The 17,269-nt window shown below is 70.5% G+C and carries 19 protein-coding genes and 1 pseudogene; 8 read left to right on the plus strand and 12 right to left on the minus strand.

The annotated features are described in order from the left end of the window. The 7 genes from SGCZBJ_RS14265 to SGCZBJ_RS14295 all read right to left on the minus strand — a co-directional run bounded on the left by SGCZBJ_RS14265 (nt 1) and on the right by SGCZBJ_RS14295 (nt 6,142). Nucleotides 1-1,548 carry a CpaE/TadZ family protein gene (locus SGCZBJ_RS14265; protein ID WP_101718658.1) on the minus strand — a complete coding sequence of 516 codons (1,548 nt, stop codon included), beginning with the start codon at nt 1,546-1,548 and terminating at the stop codon, nt 1-3. After that, nucleotides 1,545-2,231, minus strand: coding sequence for a CpaD family pilus assembly protein (locus tag SGCZBJ_RS14270; protein WP_101718659.1), 687 nt, complete (start codon nt 2,229-2,231; stop codon nt 1,545-1,547). Before SGCZBJ_RS14270 ends, SGCZBJ_RS14265 begins: the two co-directional genes overlap by 4 nt. Nucleotides 2,232-2,242: 11 nt before the next feature. Further along, nucleotides 2,243-3,985, minus strand: a complete 1,743-nt coding sequence (locus tag SGCZBJ_RS14275) for a type II and III secretion system protein family protein (RefSeq protein ID WP_101718660.1) — start codon at nt 3,983-3,985, stop codon at nt 2,243-2,245. Beyond that, entirely contained in the window at nt 3,982-4,872 is an 891-nt protein-coding gene (gene cpaB, locus SGCZBJ_RS14280) for a Flp pilus assembly protein CpaB (protein WP_101718661.1), read from the minus strand. Before cpaB ends, SGCZBJ_RS14275 begins: the two co-directional genes overlap by 4 nt. A gap of 206 nt (nt 4,873-5,078) precedes the next feature. Further along, nucleotides 5,079-5,591, minus strand: coding sequence for an A24 family peptidase (locus tag SGCZBJ_RS14285; protein WP_101718662.1), 513 nt, complete (start codon nt 5,589-5,591; stop codon nt 5,079-5,081). A 170-nt stretch (nt 5,592-5,761) separates the two neighbouring features. After that, nucleotides 5,762-5,938 (minus strand): Flp family type IVb pilin, encoded by a 177-nt coding sequence (locus SGCZBJ_RS14290; RefSeq protein ID WP_101718663.1) that lies wholly within the window; start codon nt 5,936-5,938, stop codon nt 5,762-5,764. Nucleotides 5,939-5,965: 27 nt separating this feature from the next. Then, on the minus strand, nt 5,966-6,142 hold the full coding sequence (locus tag SGCZBJ_RS14295) for a Flp family type IVb pilin (protein WP_101718664.1): 177 nt from the start codon (nt 6,140-6,142) through the stop codon (nt 5,966-5,968). A 313-nt stretch (nt 6,143-6,455) separates the two neighbouring features. Between SGCZBJ_RS14295 and SGCZBJ_RS14300 the strand changes: the two genes are divergently transcribed. The 3 genes from SGCZBJ_RS14300 (at nt 6,456) to SGCZBJ_RS14310 (ending at nt 8,131) form a co-directional block, all read left to right on the plus strand. Then, nucleotides 6,456-6,887, plus strand: coding sequence for a pilus assembly protein N-terminal domain-containing protein (locus SGCZBJ_RS14300; protein ID WP_101718665.1), 432 nt, complete (start codon nt 6,456-6,458; stop codon nt 6,885-6,887). A gap of 117 nt (nt 6,888-7,004) precedes the next feature. Continuing rightward, nucleotides 7,005-7,583, plus strand: coding sequence for a TadE/TadG family type IV pilus assembly protein (locus tag SGCZBJ_RS14305; protein ID WP_101718666.1), 579 nt, complete (start codon nt 7,005-7,007; stop codon nt 7,581-7,583). Then, nucleotides 7,580-8,131: a TadE/TadG family type IV pilus assembly protein gene (locus SGCZBJ_RS14310; RefSeq protein WP_101718667.1), complete on the plus strand. Its 552-nt coding sequence runs from the start codon at nt 7,580-7,582 to the stop codon at nt 8,129-8,131. The genes SGCZBJ_RS14305 and SGCZBJ_RS14310 overlap by 4 nt, the downstream gene beginning before the upstream one ends. A 4-nt stretch (nt 8,132-8,135) precedes the next feature. Here SGCZBJ_RS14310 and SGCZBJ_RS14315 read toward each other — a convergent pair whose 3' ends face one another. The 4 genes from SGCZBJ_RS14315 to SGCZBJ_RS14330 form a co-directional block, all read right to left on the minus strand. Then, nucleotides 8,136-8,897, minus strand: coding sequence for an aminotransferase class IV (locus SGCZBJ_RS14315; RefSeq protein WP_101718668.1), 762 nt, complete (start codon nt 8,895-8,897; stop codon nt 8,136-8,138). Beyond that, nucleotides 8,894-10,225: an aminodeoxychorismate synthase, component I gene (pabB, locus tag SGCZBJ_RS14320; RefSeq protein ID WP_101718669.1), complete on the minus strand. Its 1,332-nt coding sequence runs from the start codon at nt 10,223-10,225 to the stop codon at nt 8,894-8,896. The genes SGCZBJ_RS14315 and pabB overlap by 4 nt, the downstream gene beginning before the upstream one ends. A 40-nt stretch (nt 10,226-10,265) precedes the next feature. Continuing rightward, entirely contained in the window at nt 10,266-11,696 is a 1,431-nt protein-coding gene (locus SGCZBJ_RS14325) for an MFS transporter (RefSeq protein ID WP_101718670.1), read from the minus strand. Nucleotides 11,697-11,987: 291 nt separating this feature from the next. Next, entirely contained in the window at nt 11,988-12,761 is a 774-nt protein-coding gene (locus SGCZBJ_RS14330; protein WP_101718671.1) for a tyrosine-protein phosphatase, read from the minus strand. A gap of 75 nt (nt 12,762-12,836) precedes the next feature. On the opposite strand from SGCZBJ_RS14330, the gene SGCZBJ_RS14335 reads away from it, so the two are divergent. The 4 genes and pseudogenes from SGCZBJ_RS14335 (at nt 12,837) to SGCZBJ_RS14345 (ending at nt 15,390) form a co-directional block, all read left to right on the plus strand. Beyond that, nucleotides 12,837-13,595, plus strand: a complete 759-nt coding sequence (locus SGCZBJ_RS14335; protein ID WP_101718672.1) for an alpha/beta fold hydrolase — start codon at nt 12,837-12,839, stop codon at nt 13,593-13,595. A 33-nt stretch (nt 13,596-13,628) separates the two neighbouring features. Then, nucleotides 13,629-13,754: pseudogene (locus tag SGCZBJ_RS26120) on the plus strand (hypothetical protein). Nucleotides 13,755-13,819: 65 nt separating this feature from the next. Then, nucleotides 13,820-14,182, plus strand: a complete 363-nt coding sequence (locus tag SGCZBJ_RS14340) for a BlaI/MecI/CopY family transcriptional regulator (RefSeq protein ID WP_101718673.1) — start codon at nt 13,820-13,822, stop codon at nt 14,180-14,182. Continuing rightward, entirely contained in the window at nt 14,179-15,390 is a 1,212-nt protein-coding gene (locus SGCZBJ_RS14345; protein ID WP_101718674.1) for a TonB family protein, read from the plus strand. The genes SGCZBJ_RS14340 and SGCZBJ_RS14345 overlap by 4 nt, the downstream gene beginning before the upstream one ends. A gap of 73 nt (nt 15,391-15,463) precedes the next feature. Here the strand turns inward: SGCZBJ_RS14345 and SGCZBJ_RS14350 are convergent, their stop codons facing one another. After that, nucleotides 15,464-16,918, minus strand: a complete 1,455-nt coding sequence (locus SGCZBJ_RS14350; RefSeq protein ID WP_101718675.1) for an AMP nucleosidase — start codon at nt 16,916-16,918, stop codon at nt 15,464-15,466. Nucleotides 16,919-17,158: 240 nt separating this feature from the next. On the opposite strand from SGCZBJ_RS14350, the gene SGCZBJ_RS26125 reads away from it, so the two are divergent. Continuing rightward, nucleotides 17,159-17,269 (plus strand): hypothetical protein (locus SGCZBJ_RS26125; protein WP_240621511.1); only part of this gene is annotated, 111 nt, incomplete at its 3' end.

Consider the following 17,269-nt stretch of genomic DNA (forward strand, 5'->3'; position numbering starts at 1 on the left):
CTACTTCTTCTTGAACAGGCCCGACAGGATCGACGCCGACTTGGTCGCCGCCGGCGCCTCGCGGCGGCTGATCAGCCGCGCCAGGTGGTCGACGCCCTCGGCCGCCTTCGACTTGGGCGCCACCTCGGCCACCATCTGGCCGTTGTTGGCCGCCTGGCCGAACAGCTTGGGATCGAACGGCAGCACCAGCGACGGGGTCACGCCCAGCGCCTCGCCGAAGTCCTTGACGGGGATCTCGGGACGGCCCGGCACGCCCACCTGGTTGAGCACCAGACGCGGCGGGATGTCGTTCGGACGGGCCTGGCGCACCAGGTCGACGATGTTCTTGGCGTTGCGCAAGCTGGCCAGGTCCGGGGTCGCCACGATCACCAGGTCGTCGCTGTCGACCAGCACCTTGCGGGTCCACGGCGCCCAGGTGTGGGGCAGGTCCAGCACCACGAACGGGGCGGCGCCGCGCATCTTCTGCGTCACCTCCTCGTAGGCCTCGGCGCCGATGTCGTAGTCCTGCTCGAGCGTGGCCGGCGCGGCCAGCAGCGACAGGCGGTCGCCGCAGCGGACCATCATGCGGTCCATCAGCACCGGGTCCAGGCGCTCGGGCTGGCTCAGCGCGTCGAGCACGCCCTGCAGCGGGTCCTGGTTGAAGTCGAGGCCGGCGGTGCCGAACGGCAGGTCGAGGTCGACGATGACCGTGGCCGCCTCCATCCGCTCGGCCATCGACCAGGCGAAGTTGTGGGCCAGGGTCGACGAGCCCACCCCGCCCTTGGCGCCGACGAAGGCGACCTGGCGGCCGACGAACGGCGCCGACGGGTCAGAATAGAGCGCGGTGACCGCGCGGATCACCTGCAGCGGGCTCTTGGGCTGGGTCAGGTATTCGCTGACCCCGCGACGCATCAGCTCGCGATAGAGGGCGATGTCGTTGGTCTGGCCGATGACCACGACCTTGGTGCCGGGGTCGCAGACCTGGGCCAGGCCGTCCAGCAGGGCCAGCATGCGCTGGGCCGAGTCCATGGTCTCGACCAGCACCAGCGAGGGCGTCGGCTGGTTCTGGTAGAAGTCGACGGCCGCCTCCAGGCCGCCCGAACGGGCGACGATCGAGGCGCGCGCCATGCGGCGGTCGGCGGCGGCTGCCTCGATGACCGCCAGGGTCTCGGCGCGGACGCCGAAGGCGTGGATGGCGATGCGCGGCACGCTGGCCTCGCCGACGCCGGCGTCGACGCCCGGCAGGACGTCGTCATGAGCCGAGATGTTCCAGTCCATGGCCGGCGACGCGGACTCGGGCGCGGCGACCGGCGCCGGGCGCGGCGGCTCCGCGACCGGCGGGGCCAGGTCGGCGAACGGATTGGAGGCCAGGCTCGCCAGCCCCGGAGCGATAGCCGAGCGGGCTTCCGGCCGGCGGGCCGGCGGAAAATCGGCGAAGGGGTCGCTGGCCGCCGCCGCGGGAGCGGGCGCCGTGCGCCAGGGATCGCCCCCGGCGGGCGCGGCGAACTCGTCGTCGGCCTCGAAGCCCAGGTCGAACGGATCGGGATCAGTCGTCCGGAAGGTCGTCATTTCACCACCCGAGAAACGGCGCCGTCGGACTGCGAGTCCCTCTGCGAGGCGGTCACCTGGCCGGCGCGATACTTCTCCATCACCACCCCGCGGCGCATGGCGTCGGCCGGGTCCTCGCGACGCGGACCCTGCAGGTCGGCGGGATTGGCCACCTGGGCGGCCATGTTGGCGGTCACCGCGCAGCCGAAGTTGCCATAGGCCTCATTGTTGCGGGTGGCCGACAGGTTTTCCCAGGAGCCGCAGCGCGGGATCTCGGCGGTATGGCGCAGATAGCCGACGCGCAGCGGCGGATCCTTGTCGCCGTCGGCGGGATAGGAGTCGATGCGAACGGCGAAGCGCGGCGCGCCCGCGTCGATCAGGTAGGCCCGCGCCACGGCCGCCATGCGGCCGGCGGCCGGCGCCTGAGCTCCGCCGACCGGCGCCAGCACGACCAGCTCCTTGGCCTCGGCTTCGGTGAAACGGGCCAGCAGGGCGTCTAGCGCCTGGACCTGACGGGGCGAAAGCCCCTCGGCGTGAACCGCCAGCAGCACCTCGTCGGGCGCGGCGGTCACCTTGACCTTGTCGTCCCACTGCGTGGTCGCGGTGGCCGGGGCTGGGCCCTGCGCGCCCGTGGTGGCGCAGGCGGCCAGGCCCAGCAGGGCCGCGCCAGCGAGGATCGCGCGAAGAGTGTTGGCTCGCGTCATGGTCCGCGTCCTCATTCGATCACGTAGCCGACCGGACCCTGGTAGGTCCGCTCGGAGTTGGCGCCCGGCGGGGCCTTGACCACCTTGTTCAGGCGGCCCAGCAGCACGGTGCTCATGTCGCCGGCGATCTGCAGGCCGTCGGCGGGCGTCTGCTGGTCCTGCGGCCGGGTGGGGTCGACGATGTAGGGGGTGATGATCACCACCAGCTCGGTTTCGCCGTTCAGGTAGTCGCGCGACCGGAACAGCGAGCCCAGGATCGGCAGCGAGGTCATGCCCGGCAGCGAGTCGATGTTCTCCTTGGTCTGCTGGTGCAGCAGGCCGGCGATCATCAGGGCGCCGCCCGAGGGCAGCTCGACGGTCGTCTCGGCGCGGCGCACCGACAGGCCCGGGATCACCAGGGTCGAGGAGGTTCCCGAGCCGAGGGTGAAGGCGCCCAGGCTCGACAGCTCCGACACCTCGGTCGACAGCTTCAGCGAGATGCGGCCGCCCGACATCACCACGGGCGTATAGCCCAGGCCCACGCCGTAGGGCTTGAACTCGACGGTCACGCGGCCGTCGCTGTCGCTGCCGGTCGGAACCGGGAATTCGCCGCCGGCCAGGAACTTGCCGGCCTCGCCCGACACCACGGTCAGGTTGGGTTCAGCCAGGGTGCGGATCAGGCCCACGCGCTCGAAGGCCTGGAGGCAGGCGTTGAGGTTGTTGCCGGTCGCCATGCTGTAGGCGTTGCTGGCGGCGCTGGAGATGATGCCCGTCAGCGAATTGCTCGTGCCGGTCGACGACGTCGGGCCAGCGCTCGTGGTGGTCGTGGTGGTCACCGTGCCGGTCAGCGGGTCGGTGGATTGCACGGTCGTGGAGACCGAGCTGCCGTTGGACGTCGTGTTGCCGCTGGTCACGCTGCCCTGGTTGGTGACCGACGCGTTGTTGGTGTAGTTCGTCGTGCGGATGTTGTTGCGGCCGTAGCAGGCGTTCATGCCGCCGACCATGCCGCCATTGATGGCGAAGGTGTTCTCGCGACCCAGGCTGTAGGTCTTGAAGCCGTCGTTGAGCAGGTTGTTGGTCGAGACGCCTAGCTGCTTGATGATGCTGCGCTGGACCTCGACGATCCGCACCTTGAGCATCACCTGGTCCTTGCCCGCGATGCTGAGCATGTTCACGACCAGCTCGGGCTTGCCCACGAACTGCTGGGCGACCAGGGCGGCCTTGCTGGCGTCGCCGGCGTTGGCGACCGTGCCGGTCAGGATCACGCTGTCGCGGACCGGCTGCACCTCGATGCGCGAGTCCGGCAGCACCTTGCGCAGGGTGTCCTGCAGCAGGCCGGCGTCCTCGTCGACGCGGATGGCCAGCGTCAGCAGCTTGCGGCCGGCGGCGTCGAAGAACACCGCGTCGGTCGAGCCCTTGCCCACGCCCAGCACGTAGATGCGGCGCGGATTGCGCAGGACGGCGTCGGCCACCTGCGGGTTGGTCACCAGCATGTCGCGGACGTCGACCGGCAGTTCGATGATCGCCGACTTGCCGCGCGGCAGGTTCAGCACGCGGGCGTCGGGGCCGGCGGTCAGGTCGACCCGCAGCACCTGGTCGGCGACCGGCGGGGGCGCATAGGTGACGACCGGGGCCGGCGCGCGCGGCGCGGCCCGGGCCGGGCGGTAGACCCGGTCGCCGGCGTAGCCGTCGGCCATGGCCGACGCGGCGGGCGCCAGGGCCGTCAGGACGGCGAGCGAGGCCGAAAGCGAGAGGGAGGCGAACCGGCGGGTCATTGGCGCACCGCGATGCTGGAGGTCTGTCCGCCGCGATTGATGCGGATGACCGTGGAATCCTGGGTCGGGGCGGCGACGCCGGAGGGGCCGCCCAGGTCGGTGTAGGCGCGCAGCGCCAGGGTGACGGGACCAGCAGCCTTGGCGCGGGTCAGCGCCTCGGCCTCGGCCGGGCGCACCTCGAGGGTGGCCGTGGCGGCGACGATGGTCTTGGCGTCCTTCTCGGCGGTCGTGGCCTGGTCGAGGGCGAGGACGCGAATGTTCTGCAGGACGGTTTCGGCGATCACCTGCTTGCCGCCGCTGGCGCCGTCGCCATTGGGGGCGTCGCGGCTCATCAGCACGTCGACCCGGTCGCCGGGCAGGATGAAGCCGCCGGCGGCGGTCTCGGAGGTGACCGGAACGGCCATGGCGCGGGTGCCGGGCGAAAGCACGACCGACAGGTAGCCGCCCTCGCCGCCGCGGACGATCTTGCGCGGCACGATGGGCTCGCCGGCCAGCAGCGGGTCGCGGACGATCGCGCCCTCGACGGCGGCTTCCGGCGGAGCGCCGCCCAGCACGCCGGTGGCTTCCGCGGCGGTCTTGACCACCTTGGCCGCGCCCTGGGGTTCGACGGAAGCCGCGCCATTGGTGATGTAGACCGGGCTGACGGCGTCGGCCGGCCAGGCCTTCCAATCGACGTCGTCCTTGGTCAGGCGCGTGCCGATCGCCAGGTCGCGCTTGGCGACCAGGACCAGGGTCATGGGCTTGGCGTCGAGGGTCGGCGCGCCGGGAGCCGAGGCGACGACCTCGGATTTGGCGGATTTGCCGCCCATGGCTTTCTGCATCAGCATGGCCAGGCCGATCGCCGAAGCGGCCGCGACCAGGACGATGATGATTCTGACAGGGTTCATGCGCGGCGAGGCTCTGGCGTCGGCAGGACGGGTTCGGCGCGCCTGGAGAGCTTCACTCCGCCGGACGCAGGGATCGAACAGCCGTTCTGGCCGCATCGCAAACTGCGGCGCCCATGGTTAACAGCCGCTAAAGGAAGCCCCGTGGAATGCGGGTTCCTGCCGCGACAGCCTGACGCGGACTCCCGAAAGCCGGGAGCCGTCCGCAATCAGTTGAGCAAAGCTTGGCCAATGATGCTTTGCGGCAGCGCCGCCAGCGCCCCGGCGGCGATCGCCACCCCGTAGGGAATGTCGCCCTTCTGGTCGCCAAGGCGACGCACCCAGGCCGGTCCCCCGGCTATCATCGGCGCCAGCCACCCCGAGCGCAGGCTCATCAGGCCCAGGGTGAGGGCCCCTCCGGCCAGGGCGGTGGTCAGCAGGAACGGCGCGACGCCAGGAACGCCCATCCACAGGGCGCAGGCCGCCAGCAGCTTGGCGTCGCCGCCGCCGACCCAGCGCAGCGCGAACATGACCATGCCGACCAGCAGCAGGCCAAGGCCGACGACCAGCGACAGCCCCGCCTGCGCCCAGCCGACGCCGCCGACCAGGGCGGCGACGGGAAAGGCCGCGATCAGCGCCAGCGAGATCCAGTTGGGAATGGTGTAGCTGGTGACGTCCTTCAGGGCGGCGACGACGGCCAGCCCGGCGAAGACGATCAGCGGAAGGATTTGCAGGCTTTGCATGGCGGCTCTCGATCCTGGATCGCTCGCCAGTCTAGTCGCAGCCGATGAAGCAATGGTTTCCAGACTAGACCGTCGGAAACATGAGAAGACCCTGGCCGGCAGGCAAAGAAAAAGGCCGCGACATCGAAATGTCGCGGCCCTTGACTTAGCGGCCTCTCGGCTTTTCGCCCCTATTTACCGGCGCTTTCAAGACGGTTGCCCGCCCCTTCGAAAAGCGCCTCCAAGGGCGGCCCGAGCAGGGGAACGACGGCGACGACAACAACACTGATCAGCGCGGCGATGAGGCCGTACTCGATAGCAGTGGCGCCGCGATCGTCCTGAAGGAAGCGACCAATTAGCCGAGCCATTGGACGTCTCCCTTTCCGATCCGCGCCTTACGGGTTCGGGTTCGAGAGGGTGTCGGCGGTGCTCTGGAAAGCGCTTTCCAGGCCGCCCTTCAGGAAGCCGAAGACGGTGACGATGATGACCGAGATCAGAGCGATGATGAGGCCGTACTCGATGGCCGTGGCGCCCGACTCGTCCTTCAGGAAGCGCGTGACAAACTTCGACATGACTTGATCTCCTGCTGAGAAAACTTGGCTGGGCCGGCAAGCCATGGCGACTTGTTCACCCCCGAAAACACGATCAATTTCGCCCAGCTCGATTAATCGCCAGTAAACATCGAGATTTTCTCGTGATTTTTCTTTTGGTTTATTTGAGTTTACCATTACCAACGCTTAACTACGTGGCAATTTTGGAGCAAAAACCCGTTATTGCTCAAGGGATTCGAGAATGCGCAGCTTGTCGCACCCCGACCAATCTTAGTTCTTTATTGACCATTCTTCGTCAGGGTGAGGTCACAGATTTCGCTCCGACAGGACCGCCATGCGCCGCCTCTCGCTCGCCATCGTCGCCTTTTTCAGCCTCTGCGGCGCCGCCGTGGCCGCCCAGGCGGCCGCTCCGACCGCCCCCGCACAGCGCACCATGACCGTGGCCGCCGGCCAGGCGACCACCATTCCGCTGAACGGGTCGGCCCGCGAGATCGTCGTCGGCGATCCGCAGATCGCCGACGTCAGCGTCGTCAACGACCGCACCCTGGTGATCCTGGGCAAGCGCGTGGGCGTGACCACCCTGTTCGCCTTCGACGCCCAGGGCCGCTCGCTGGCCGGCGGCCAGGTGCTGGTGACCGACGTGTCGGCCGACGCCGTGACCGTCCAGCGCGGCGCGGCCGCCTCGGCCTACGCCTGCGAGAGCCGCTGCATCGCCCTGACCGCCAGCGAACCGACGACCGCCCCGTCGACGCCCGGCCAGCCCTGACACGATAGGCCGCACGCAGTTACGCCGCACGTGCGCGTGCGCGCGCGCGACCGGCGGTTAGGGCGCGGTTAGGGAGCGGCCGCTATGGTCCCCCAAGTCGCAAACTCGGACCGCCGCATGGGGAAGCCTCCCGTTTCGCTGAACGCCCGCCTGCAACTGGCCGCCCGCCGTCGGCTGGGCGGCTTCGCGCGCGCGCAGGACGGCGCGACCGCCGTCGAGTTCGCCCTGTTGCTGGCACCGTTCCTGGTGCTGCTGTTCGGCCTCATCGAGCTGGCGCTGATCTTCTTCGCATCCATGGTGCTCGAGAACGCGGTCATCGACTCCGGCCGCGAGATCCGCACCGGCCAGGTCCAGACCTCAGGCTCCAACTCCGCCAGCGCCTTCAAGGACAAGGTCTGCGCGCGGATGAGCTGGCTGCAGAGCGGCTGCGCCGGACGCCTGCGCGTCGACGTGCGCACGGTCTCGACCTTCACCTCGACCAGCAACCTGACCACGCCCAACACCCCGTGCTGGGATCCAGGCGGCCCAAGCTCGCTGGTGATCGTGCGCGCCTACTACGACTGGCCCCTGATCACGCCCCTGATGGCGTCGGTCCTGCAGAAGAGCAACGGCAAGGCGAACCTGGGCTTCACCACCGCCTTCGCCAACGAGCCCTACGACAGCAGTTCGGCCGCCAGCGTGAGCTGCCCCGCATGATCCCCCGCCGCCCCAGTCCCGCCCGGAAGCGTTTCGCCCGCGACACCCGCGGCGCCGTCGCCGTCGAGTTCGCCCTGCTGGCGCCGCTGTTGCTGCTGTTCTACATCGGCCTGGCCGAGATGACCCAGGCGATGATGGCCCAGCGACGCCTGTTCCACGCCACGTCGCTGATCGGCGACATGGCCGCCCAGAACGGCCAGATCAACCAGACGCGGGTCGACGACATCTACAACATCGGCCAGGCGGTGATGAAGCCGTTCCCGTCCTCGCCCATGCGCCTGTGCCTCTACAGCGTGGTCTCCGACGCCAACGGCAAGGACACGGTGGGCTGGAGCGCGCCCAAGAACAGCCCGACCGGCTGCCCGGCCCTCGGGGCCGTGGTGACCAACGTGCCCGACAGCGTGCTGCCCGCCAGCAGCAGCGTGATCATCAGCACGACCAGCTACAGCTACACGCCGACCCTCAGCCTAAACGACGCCTCGTTCACCTTCCGGCGCACCTACTATCTGCGCCCGCGCCGCACCGAAACCGTGGCCTGGGTGAAGTAGGGGCCTAGCCGGCGGCGACGGCCAGGGCCGCCAAGCGCGGATCCTCGCCCAGGTCCCGACCGTCCAACCGGACCAGGGGCCGCACCCCGGTCAGGCTGTTGGTCAGGAAGACCGCGCCCGCCAGCGCTTCGGGGCCGACGCGGACCTCGCGCGCCTCCAGTCCCAGGCCTTCGGCCGCCGCCAGGATCCGCCCCCGCGCCAGGCCGGCCAGCACGCCGCAATCCAGGGCCGGCGTCGACAGCGTCTCGCCCTCCAGCCAGAACAGATTGCCGGCCGAGGCGCAGGCCAGATGGCCCTGGTTGTTCAGCATCAGGGCCTCGTCGGCGCCGGCGGCGCGCGCTTCGCGCCGGGCCAGCACGTTGTCGAGATAGGACAGCGTCTTCAGCCGCGAGGCGGGCGAGCCCTCGTTGCGGCGAACCGAAGCCACCACCGCCCGAGCCGGCGCGCCGGCCGGCGGCGCGGGCGCGCACGAGGCCAGCAGCACGCAGGCGGGCGCCTCGGGCCGGTCCAGCCCCCGCCCGCCCGAGCCGGCGGTCAGGGTCAGCCGCACGGCGGCGCGGCCGGCGGTCAGGCCCGCCTCGCCCGGCGCGGCCAGAACCAGGCCCAGCGCCAGGTCGCGATCCAGCGCCGGCAGGCCCAGCGCGATGCAACCCGCCGCCATGCGGTCGAGATGCGCCTCGACGTGGCGGACCTGGCCGTCGAGCGCCAGCAGGGTCTCGAACAGGCCGTCGCCCAGCAGCAGGCCGCGATCATTGAGCGGGATCATGCGCCCTCCCCCGTCAGCGCCCGGCGCAGGGCGTCGATCTTGGCCTCGGTCTCCAGCCGCTCGGACAGCGGGTCGCTGTCGGCGACGATGCCCGCCCCGGCCTTGGATTCCAGCATCCAGCCGTTCTCGGTCTCGGCGAGAGCGACGGTGCGGATCAGGACGCTGGACTCGAAGGCCCCGTCGAAGCCGGCCCAGAACAGCGAGCCGCAATAAGGTCCGCGCGGGCCTTCGAGGCCGGCGATCACCTTCATGGCCTGCACCTTGGGCGCGCCGGTGATCGAGCCCGGCGGGAAGGTCGCCCGCAGCAGGTCGGAAACGCCAAGGCCCGGCTTCAACCGCCCCTCCACCGTCGAGACCAGGTGATGGACGTTGGCGAAGGTCTCGACCTTGAACAGATCGGGCGTGCGCACGCCGCCCGGCGGGCTGACCCTGGCCAGGTCGTTGCGCATCAGGTCGACGATCATCAGGTTCTCGGCCCGGTCCTTGGCGCTAGTCGACAGCTCGAAGGCCAGGGCGCGGTCGCTGGCGGGATCGGCGCCGCGCGGACGCGTGCCCTTGATCGGCCGGGTTTCGATCTCGCCGCCGCGCACCTTGAGGAACCGCTCGGGCGAGTTGGACACCATCGCCCGCCCGGGCAGCCGCAGCCAGGCGGCGAACGGCGCGGGGCTGGCGCCGCGCAGGCGGGTGAAAAGGTCGAAGGGATCGGCGCCCGGCGCCAGCCGGCCCCGCCAGGCGCGGGCGATATTGGCCTGGAAGATCTCGCCGCCCAAGATCCGCTCGACCACGTCGGCGACCGCAGCCTCATAAGCCTCGGGCGGCTCGGCCTCCAACGCCTCGCACAGCCGCCCCTCGAAGGGATCGCAGGCCGGCGCGTCCAGCCAAGCCAGGGCGGCGCGGGCGCGGCTTTCCGCCTGCGCGCGCCCCTCGCCGCGACCGACCGCGACGACCGTGCGCTGCATGTGGTCGAAGGCCAGAAGGGCCGGATAGCGCGCGCAGACCAGGTCGGGCCAGTCGCCGCGCGCCAGATCGAGCGCCTCGATGCGGTCGCCCAGCTCGTAGGCGGCCAGGCCCAGGACGCCGCCCTGGAACGGCGGGCCTTCGGGATCGCTGGGCAGGGCCGGACCGATCATGGCCGCCAGGGCCGCGAACGGGTCGCGCCGATCGGCCGCCTCCAGGGTCAGGGTCTGGTCGGGCGCGCGCAGCAGGTAGGACCACCGCTCGCCCGGGCCGCCTGACAGCAGGGCGCAGGCGAAGGGCTCGTCCCGGAAGGGGGCCGCGGCCCAGAGGGGGTCCCGCCACGGAGCGGCGATGAGGGCGACGTCGCGCATCGGCGGGTGATAGCGCCGCGCGTGGCCGACGGCTACAGCCTCAAGCCTCGCGCCCGCCGCCGCGCACGGCGAACAGGCCCAGCGCGCCCAGGGCCATGAGGGCGACGATCGGCACGAAGCCGGCCACCTGGCTGTGGAACAGGGTCGTGGCCGCCGCCACCAGGGCCGAGCCCAGCCACACCGTCGCCGTGCCCGACAGCGCGTAGAGCCCGAAGAACGCCGCCGTGCGGTCGGCCGGCGCCAGGCGCACCAGCAGGGTGCGGCTCGACGCATACTGGGCGGTGACGCAGATGGCGATGACCAGGCCCAGGCCCACATAGAACAGCTCGGGCAGGGTGCGATAGATCGGCCCGTCCCACGCCGCCGGCCCGGCCGGGTCGTAGGCGAAGACATAGAGAATGCGGTCGGGCCGCATGCCCAAGAGGCAGATCAGCGCCGCCAGGCAGCCGGCGATCTCGATCTGCACGGCGCGCTTGGGCCCCAGCACGCGGTCGAGCTTGGGGGCCAGGAAGCCGCCCAAGGCGCCGACCAGGCTCAGCGACACGCCATAGACCAGCATCTCCAGCGCGCCCCAGCCCATCACCCCGGCCGCAAACAGCCCGCCGAACACCAGAAGCGCGGTCATGCCGTCGCAATAGAGCATTCGCGTCGCCAGGAAGGTGGCGACGTCCCGGTGGCCCTTCAGGTTGGCGAAGGTGTCGCGCAGCAGGACCAGACCCGCCTTCAGCGCCGCGCCGACGCGCAGGCCGGTGCGCGGCGCATCGGGCGTCCACAGCAGGAACGGGATCGCACCCAGCGCCATGATCAGGGCCGACAGCGGCCCCGACAGGCGGCTGGGCTCATGATGGCCGGTCGACAGCCCCAGCAACGGCGTCTTGGGAATCCCCGGCCAGTCGACCTGGCCCGGCAGCACGAAGCCCCACAGCATCAGGATCAGCATCAGCACCGACAGGCCGTTGGAGAACACATAGCCCAGGCCCGACAGCAGCGAGGCCTGGCCGGGCTCGGCGGCTGCGCGCGGCAGCAGCGAGTTGGCGGCCACGTCGCCCCAGTTATAGGCCACGCCCAGCACGATCAGGGCCCCGGCCGTCGCCGCCAGCGGCAGCCCGCCGCCCGGCGTCGCCCACCACAGCACGATCAGCGCGGGCAGCATGATGGTCAGCAACGTGGCGGCCAGCGGCTTGCGCGGTCCGTACTTCTCGACCGCTGCGCCCAGGATCGGAGCGGTCAGGGCGACGATCAGGCCGTAGGTGGTGGCGATCTGGGCCATCAGGGCCTGGCCCCGCACCGGGTCGCCGACTAGCACGCCGGAAAAATAGGGGGCGAAGATGTAGATGGTGACCAGCACCACATAGACGTCGCGCGAGCCCTGGTGCAGCACCCAGGACCATCCGCCCCGGGTCAGCGGCTTTCGCGCAGCCGCCTGTTCGACGCCCAGGCGCGCGGGCGCGCCGTCCAAGACCTCGCTCATGGTATCCGCCCTGCTGCGGGTCGTCTGACGCGACCCTGAAGCGGAGCCTCGCCCGCGAACGCCGGTTTGTCACGCCTTCTTCATCAAGACGGGAAAATCGCCATGGAATGTGGATCTCAGCCGTCATCCCGGGCGAAGGACCGCGAAGCGGGCCGCAGACCCGGGACCCGGGGCGACCGCAATGCGACTGCCTTCCCCCGGCGGCCGATCCAAGCGCCGAGCCCAGTCGCCCGGGTCCCGGCTCTCCGCTCCGCGACGGCCGGGATGACGGCTGGAAGGCGTTGCGAAACCTCAGGCCAGGATGTGCGCCAGGATCGCCTCGCGGGCCTTGCCGTCGACGCCCAGCACCGTCTCCAGATAGGCGTCGATCGAGCCGTGGGCGGCCTCGATGGCTTCGACCGAGGCCAGGATATATTCGGCCTCGACCGCCAGGGCCGCGCGGATCGCCGCCTCGGGCGGGACCGAGCCGGTGTAGCCGGCGAGATAATGGCCGATCCGCTCGCCGATGCGGGCGTAGCGCTCGGGATCGTTGGTGGCCAGATAGTCCTCGACCAGGTCGTCGCGCGACACGCCGGCCAGGTGGTGGGTCAGGGCGGCCAGCAGGCCCGTGCGGTCCTTGCCGGCGGCGCAGTGGATCAGCACCGGCCCCTTCCCTTCCGCCAGCGCCGCGAAGTAGCGGGTGAACAGGTCGACATGGCGCGGGGTGAACGGCTTGCGGCGATAGGACTCGACCATGTAGCCGCGCAGGTCGGCCTCGGCGTAGTCCCAGCCGCGCAGGAAGGTCTGCCAGGGATCGTCGCCCTGCCCGCCCAGGTCGTTGTCGATCACCTGGGCCGAGAACCCGGTCCAGCGGCGCGACGGCTCGCGCTGGCGTTCGGGCGCGCGGCGCAAATCAACGATGGTGACGAGGCCGAGGCTCCCCATGGCCGCCAGGTCCTCGTCGGTGGCGTCGGCCTGGTGGGCGGCGCGGAACAACAGCCCCTTCCTGAGGCGTCCAGCCCCGGCGGCGTAGTCGCCGTAATCGCGGAAGTTCTCGACGCCTTGCAGAGGGATGTGACGGGTCATGGCGTCGATGTAGTCGCGTCCCGTGACGAAATCGAGAGTCTGGACGAACGGTGCGTCCGCGCAGATTGTGCGCCCATGCTTCCGGTCCAGCGATTCCAGAGCTTCGACGGCGTTTCCATCGCCTACCGCACCCTGGGCGAGGGCTGGCCGACCCTGCTGCTGCACGGCTTCCTGGCCAGCGCCGAGAGCAACTGGTTCCTGCCCGGCATCGCCCAGGCCCTGGTCAGCGCCGGCCGCAAGGTGATCGCCCCCGACCTGCGCGGTCACGGCCGCTCGGACGCGCCCAGCGATCCGACCGCCTGGCCCGCCGACGTCCTGGCCATGGACCAGCAGGCGCTGGTCACGCACCTGCATCTCACCGACTACGACCTCGTCGGCTATTCGCTGGGCGCGCGCACGGCGGTGCGGATGATGGTGCGCGGCGCGCGGCCCGAGCGGCTCGTTCTGGCCGGCATGGGCGCCTCGGGCCTGATGGGCGCGGGCGAGCGGGCGGCGATGTTCGAGGACGCCATCCGCCACGGCGATCAGGCCAAGGACCCCCGCGTCGGCCGCCGCGTGCGGGCGATGATGACCGCCGGCGACCTCAGACCCGAGGCCATGCTGGGCGTGCTCAACGCCTTCGTCCCGACCTCGGCGGAAGATATCGCCCGCATCGACGTCCCGACCCTGGTCATCGCCGGCCAGCGCGACGACGACAACGGCTCGGCCGAGGCCCTGGCCGGCATGCTCCCGAACGGCCGCGCCCAGCGCGTGCCCGGCGACCACATGAGCGCGGTGATGGAGCCGAGCCTGGCGACCGGGATCGTGGGGTTCCTGGACCGGATTTCGCGCTGAGGAAGCCCCCTCTCCCATAGGGAGAGGGCCGGGGTGAGGGGTTACGGCGTTTGACGGAGCGCCGGCACGCCGTCCGATCTCGTAACCCCTCACCCTCCCACTGCTACGCAGCGGGCCCCTCCCTCTCCCTCAAGGGGGCTCAAGCAAAACACCGGTTGACGACCACGATGACAACTGTCAACGTCGCCATCGTTGACAAGCGTCATCGATCGGGAGGGAGCGCCATGAAGATCAGTTCGGCCGAGAGCGTCATCATGGAGGCGCTGTGGCGGAAGCAGCCGCTGACCTCCGAGGCGATCATCGCCGAGGTCGGCGAGCCCAACGGCTGGACCGAGGGCACCGTCAAGCAGTTGATCAGCCGGCTGCTGAAGAAGAAGGCCATCGCAGCCCAGCCCGACGGCCGCCGCTATCTCTACAGCCCCCTGCTGGCCCGCCGCGACTACGTGCAGGCCGAGAGCCAGGGCCTGCTCGACCGGCTGTTCGACGGCCGTCTGGCGCCGCTGGTCACCCAGTTCTCGGAGGGCGGCAAGCTGTCGGACGAGGACGTCGCCGAGCTGAAGGCCCTGGTCGAGAGGATTTCCAGATGAGCGGCGACATCGTCGAGGCGCTGATCCGCGCCAACCTGGCCCTGGCCGCCGCCATCGTCGCGGTGATGCTGCTGCGCAAGCCGGTCCGCCGGCGGCTCGGCCCCCTGGCCGCCTACGCCCTGTGGCTGGCCGCGCCGCTGTGCGCCCTGGTCAGCCTGATCCCAGTCCGCGCGCCCACGGCCATGACCTTCTACCAGACGGTGGAACTGACGCCCAAGGCGGTGGCCGCCGCCGCCCGGGCCACCCAGCAGATGGCCAGCCTGACGGACATCGCCGTATGGGTCTGGGCGATCGGCGCAACGGCGGCCTTCGGCCTCCTGGCCCTGCGCCAGCTCCGCTTCGTGCGCGCCGCCGGCCGGCTGACGCCCCTGGACGGCGCCCCCGGCGTGCTGCGCGGCGAGCATGTGGACGCCGGACCTCTGGTGCTGGGCGCCCTGCGTCCCCGCATCGTCGTGCCGGCCGACTTCGCCCAGCGCTTCCAAGGCGAGGCCCGCACCTTGGTTCTGGCCCACGAGGACGTCCACCTGCGCCGGGGCGACGCGACCATCAACGGCCTGGTCGTGGCCCTGCAATGCCTGTGCTGGTTCAACCCGCTGGTCCACCTCGCCGCCAGGGCCCTGCGCGTCGACCAGGAGATCGCCTGCGACGCGGCGGTGATCGCGCGCCATCCGCACGCCCGCCGTCTCTATGCCGAAACGCTGCTCAGCACGGTGCTGACGGCCAAGACCGCCCCGCTCGGCTGCCATTGGCCGGCGGCGGGGCCCCATCCCCTGAAGGAGAGACTGACCATGCTGAACGCCGCCTCCCTCACCCCGCTGCGCCGCAAGGCCGGCCTGGCCCTCGTCGCCCTGCTGGCCTCCACGGCCGCCGGCGCGGTCTGGGCCGCCAATCCCGAGGTGACCCCCAAGCCGGTCGTCTCGCGACCGGTCTGGGTGCAGAAGCCCGACATCGCCGACCTCGACCGCTACTACCCGGCGCAGGCCAAGGCGGAGAAGCTCGCGGGCCGCGCGGTGATCGGCTGCGACGTGACGCCCCAAGGCGAGCTGCACCGCTGCAAGGTCGCAAGCGAGCTGCCGACGGGCGCGGGCTTCGGCGAAGCGGCCCTGCAACTGAGCCAGCATTTCCGAATGGACCCCACCCTGCCCGACGGCAAGCCGGCCGGGAACGGCTGGGTCAACATCCCCATCAGCTTCCAGCCGCCGCGCTAAGCCGGAACGGAGTCCAGGAAAAGGGGCGGTGGATGACCACCGCCCCTTCGTCGTTTTCAGACTGACGCCGCCCTTACCGGAACGGCGGCTCATCGAAGGCGCGCAGCTTGCGCGAGTGAAGGTTCGGGCCTTCCTCGTGCAGCAGCTTGCAGGTCAGGATGCCGATCTGCAGGTGCTGGCTGATCGCCCGCTCGTAGAAGGCGTTGGCCTGGCCCGGCAGCTTGATCTCGCCGTGCAGCGGCTTGTCCGACACGCACAGCAGGGTCCCGTACGGCACCCGGAAGCGATAGCCCTGGGCGGCGATGGTGGCGCTTTCCATGTCGATGGCGACCGCGCGGCTCTGGTTGAAGCGCAGGGCCGACAGGCTGTGGCGCAGTTCCCAGTTGCGGTCATCGGTGGTGACCACGGTGCCGGTGCGCAGGCGCTTCTTCAGCTCCTGGCCGGTGTCGCCGCTGATCGCCTTGGCCGCGTCGTAGAGGGCGCGCTGCACCTCGGCGATCGACGGCACCGGGATCTCCGGCGGCAGCACCACGTCCAGCACGTGGTCGTCGCGCAGATAGGCGTGGGCCAGCACGTAGTCGCCGATGGTCTGGGTGTCGCGCAGGCCGCCGCAGTGGCCGATCATCAGCCAGGCCTGCGGGCGCAGCACGGCCAGGTGGTCGCAGATGGTCTTGGCGTTGGACGGGCCGACGCCGATGTTGACCAGGCTGACGCCCTGACCGTTCGGGGCGATCAGGTGGTAGGCCGGCATCTGGTGCTTGCGCCAGGCGCCGTCGGCGATCGCCTGCTCGGCGTTCGGCGTATCGGCCGTCACCACCACGCCGCCCGAGCACGACAGCGCCGTATACGGACTATCGGGCTTCTTCAGCTGCTCCACGCCCCAGCGGACGAACTCGTCCACGTAGCGGTGGTAGTTGGTGAACAGGATGAACGGCTGCACGTGCTCGGCCGGAGCGCCGGTGTAGTGGCGCAGGCGGGCCAGCGAGAAGTCGGTGCGCAGGCCGTCGAACAGGGCCAGCGGCCGGGTCTCTTCCAGCACCGGGCTCCAGACGCCGTCGGCGATCTCGTCGCCGATGAAGGCCAGGTCCGTGGTCGGGAAGAAGCGGGCGATGTCCTCGCTGCGGACGTCGGCCTGGTTCAGGTCGATGCTGGCGTCCAGCACGTAGGGATAGGGGATCTCCTGCTCGGAGCGGGCGATCTCGATCTCGACCTCGAAATCGTCCATCAGCAGGGTCAGCTGCTCGACCAGATAGTCCTTGAACTGGGCCGGCTTGGTGACCGTGGTCGAGTAGACGCCCGGACGGCTGACCCGGGCGAACGAGCGCGCCAGCTTCGGCGGCAGGGCCTCGGGATCGTAGGTCAGGCGCAGCTCGGGATAGGTGAACGAGCCGTCGAACCGCATCTGCGGGTCGGGGCGGGTTCCATTTTCGAGATAGGCCCGGAGGGCGGTGCGCAGCGCCTCGACGGCGCGTTCGTATTCGGAGTTGAGCCGTTCGACGACGGCGATTGCTTTTTCTTGGTTAGACATGGCGTCCTATATCAGCCTTGCCGCAGCCTGACCAGAGCGGGGCGCGGCCAGGCGCTGGGGCGAGCATAGCGCCGCCAGCCTGCGCCTTTGTGACGCCGCAGGCATGGACGAAGCCGCCCTGCTCGGCCAAAAGGGGCGCCACATGCCCCCTCTCGGGGCGTCCACGAAACGAATGCGCCTGCTGGGAGGGCGCTTCAGCAGGCCCGGTCGCCACGCGGTCGAGGGGGAACGGAAGACCCTATGAACAAACGCTTCGCCTATCTGATCGTCGGCGCGATGGTGCTGGGGGTGCTCGTCGGCTGGGGGTGCAACCAGTTCCTGGACGCCGAGGGGGCCAAGTCGGCCGCTTCG

The sequence above is a fragment of the Caulobacter zeae genome, assembly GCF_002858925.1.
Classification (GTDB): domain Bacteria; phylum Pseudomonadota; class Alphaproteobacteria; order Caulobacterales; family Caulobacteraceae; genus Caulobacter; species Caulobacter zeae.

Coding starts and splice junctions, on each gene's coding strand:
- SGCZBJ_RS14305 (WP_101718666.1), top strand. CDS start 7,005: ATGGGGAAGCCTCCCGTTTCGCTGAACGCCCGCCTGCAACTGGCCGCC.
- cpaB (WP_101718661.1), bottom strand. CDS start 4,872: ATGAACCCTGTCAGAATCATCATCGTCCTGGTCGCGGCCGCTTCGGCG.
- SGCZBJ_RS14335 (WP_101718672.1), top strand. CDS start 12,837: ATGCTTCCGGTCCAGCGATTCCAGAGCTTCGACGGCGTTTCCATCGCC.
- SGCZBJ_RS14330 (WP_101718671.1), bottom strand. CDS start 12,761: ATGACCCGTCACATCCCTCTGCAAGGCGTCGAGAACTTCCGCGATTAC.
- SGCZBJ_RS14265 (WP_101718658.1), bottom strand. CDS start 1,548: ATGACGACCTTCCGGACGACTGATCCCGATCCGTTCGACCTGGGCTTC.
- SGCZBJ_RS14310 (WP_101718667.1), top strand. CDS start 7,580: ATGATCCCCCGCCGCCCCAGTCCCGCCCGGAAGCGTTTCGCCCGCGAC.
- SGCZBJ_RS14345 (WP_101718674.1), top strand. CDS start 14,179: ATGAGCGGCGACATCGTCGAGGCGCTGATCCGCGCCAACCTGGCCCTG.
- SGCZBJ_RS14275 (WP_101718660.1), bottom strand. CDS start 3,985: ATGACCCGCCGGTTCGCCTCCCTCTCGCTTTCGGCCTCGCTCGCCGTC.
- SGCZBJ_RS14290 (WP_101718663.1), bottom strand. CDS start 5,938: ATGGCTCGGCTAATTGGTCGCTTCCTTCAGGACGATCGCGGCGCCACT.
- SGCZBJ_RS14300 (WP_101718665.1), top strand. CDS start 6,456: ATGCGCCGCCTCTCGCTCGCCATCGTCGCCTTTTTCAGCCTCTGCGGC.
- pabB (WP_101718669.1), bottom strand. CDS start 10,225: ATGCGCGACGTCGCCCTCATCGCCGCTCCGTGGCGGGACCCCCTCTGG.
- SGCZBJ_RS14295 (WP_101718664.1), bottom strand. CDS start 6,142: ATGTCGAAGTTTGTCACGCGCTTCCTGAAGGACGAGTCGGGCGCCACG.
- SGCZBJ_RS14270 (WP_101718659.1), bottom strand. CDS start 2,231: ATGACGCGAGCCAACACTCTTCGCGCGATCCTCGCTGGCGCGGCCCTG.
- SGCZBJ_RS14315 (WP_101718668.1), bottom strand. CDS start 8,897: ATGATCCCGCTCAATGATCGCGGCCTGCTGCTGGGCGACGGCCTGTTC.
- SGCZBJ_RS14350 (WP_101718675.1), bottom strand. CDS start 16,918: ATGTCTAACCAAGAAAAAGCAATCGCCGTCGTCGAACGGCTCAACTCC.
- SGCZBJ_RS14340 (WP_101718673.1), top strand. CDS start 13,820: ATGAAGATCAGTTCGGCCGAGAGCGTCATCATGGAGGCGCTGTGGCGG.
- SGCZBJ_RS14325 (WP_101718670.1), bottom strand. CDS start 11,696: ATGAGCGAGGTCTTGGACGGCGCGCCCGCGCGCCTGGGCGTCGAACAG.
- SGCZBJ_RS14285 (WP_101718662.1), bottom strand. CDS start 5,591: ATGCAAAGCCTGCAAATCCTTCCGCTGATCGTCTTCGCCGGGCTGGCC.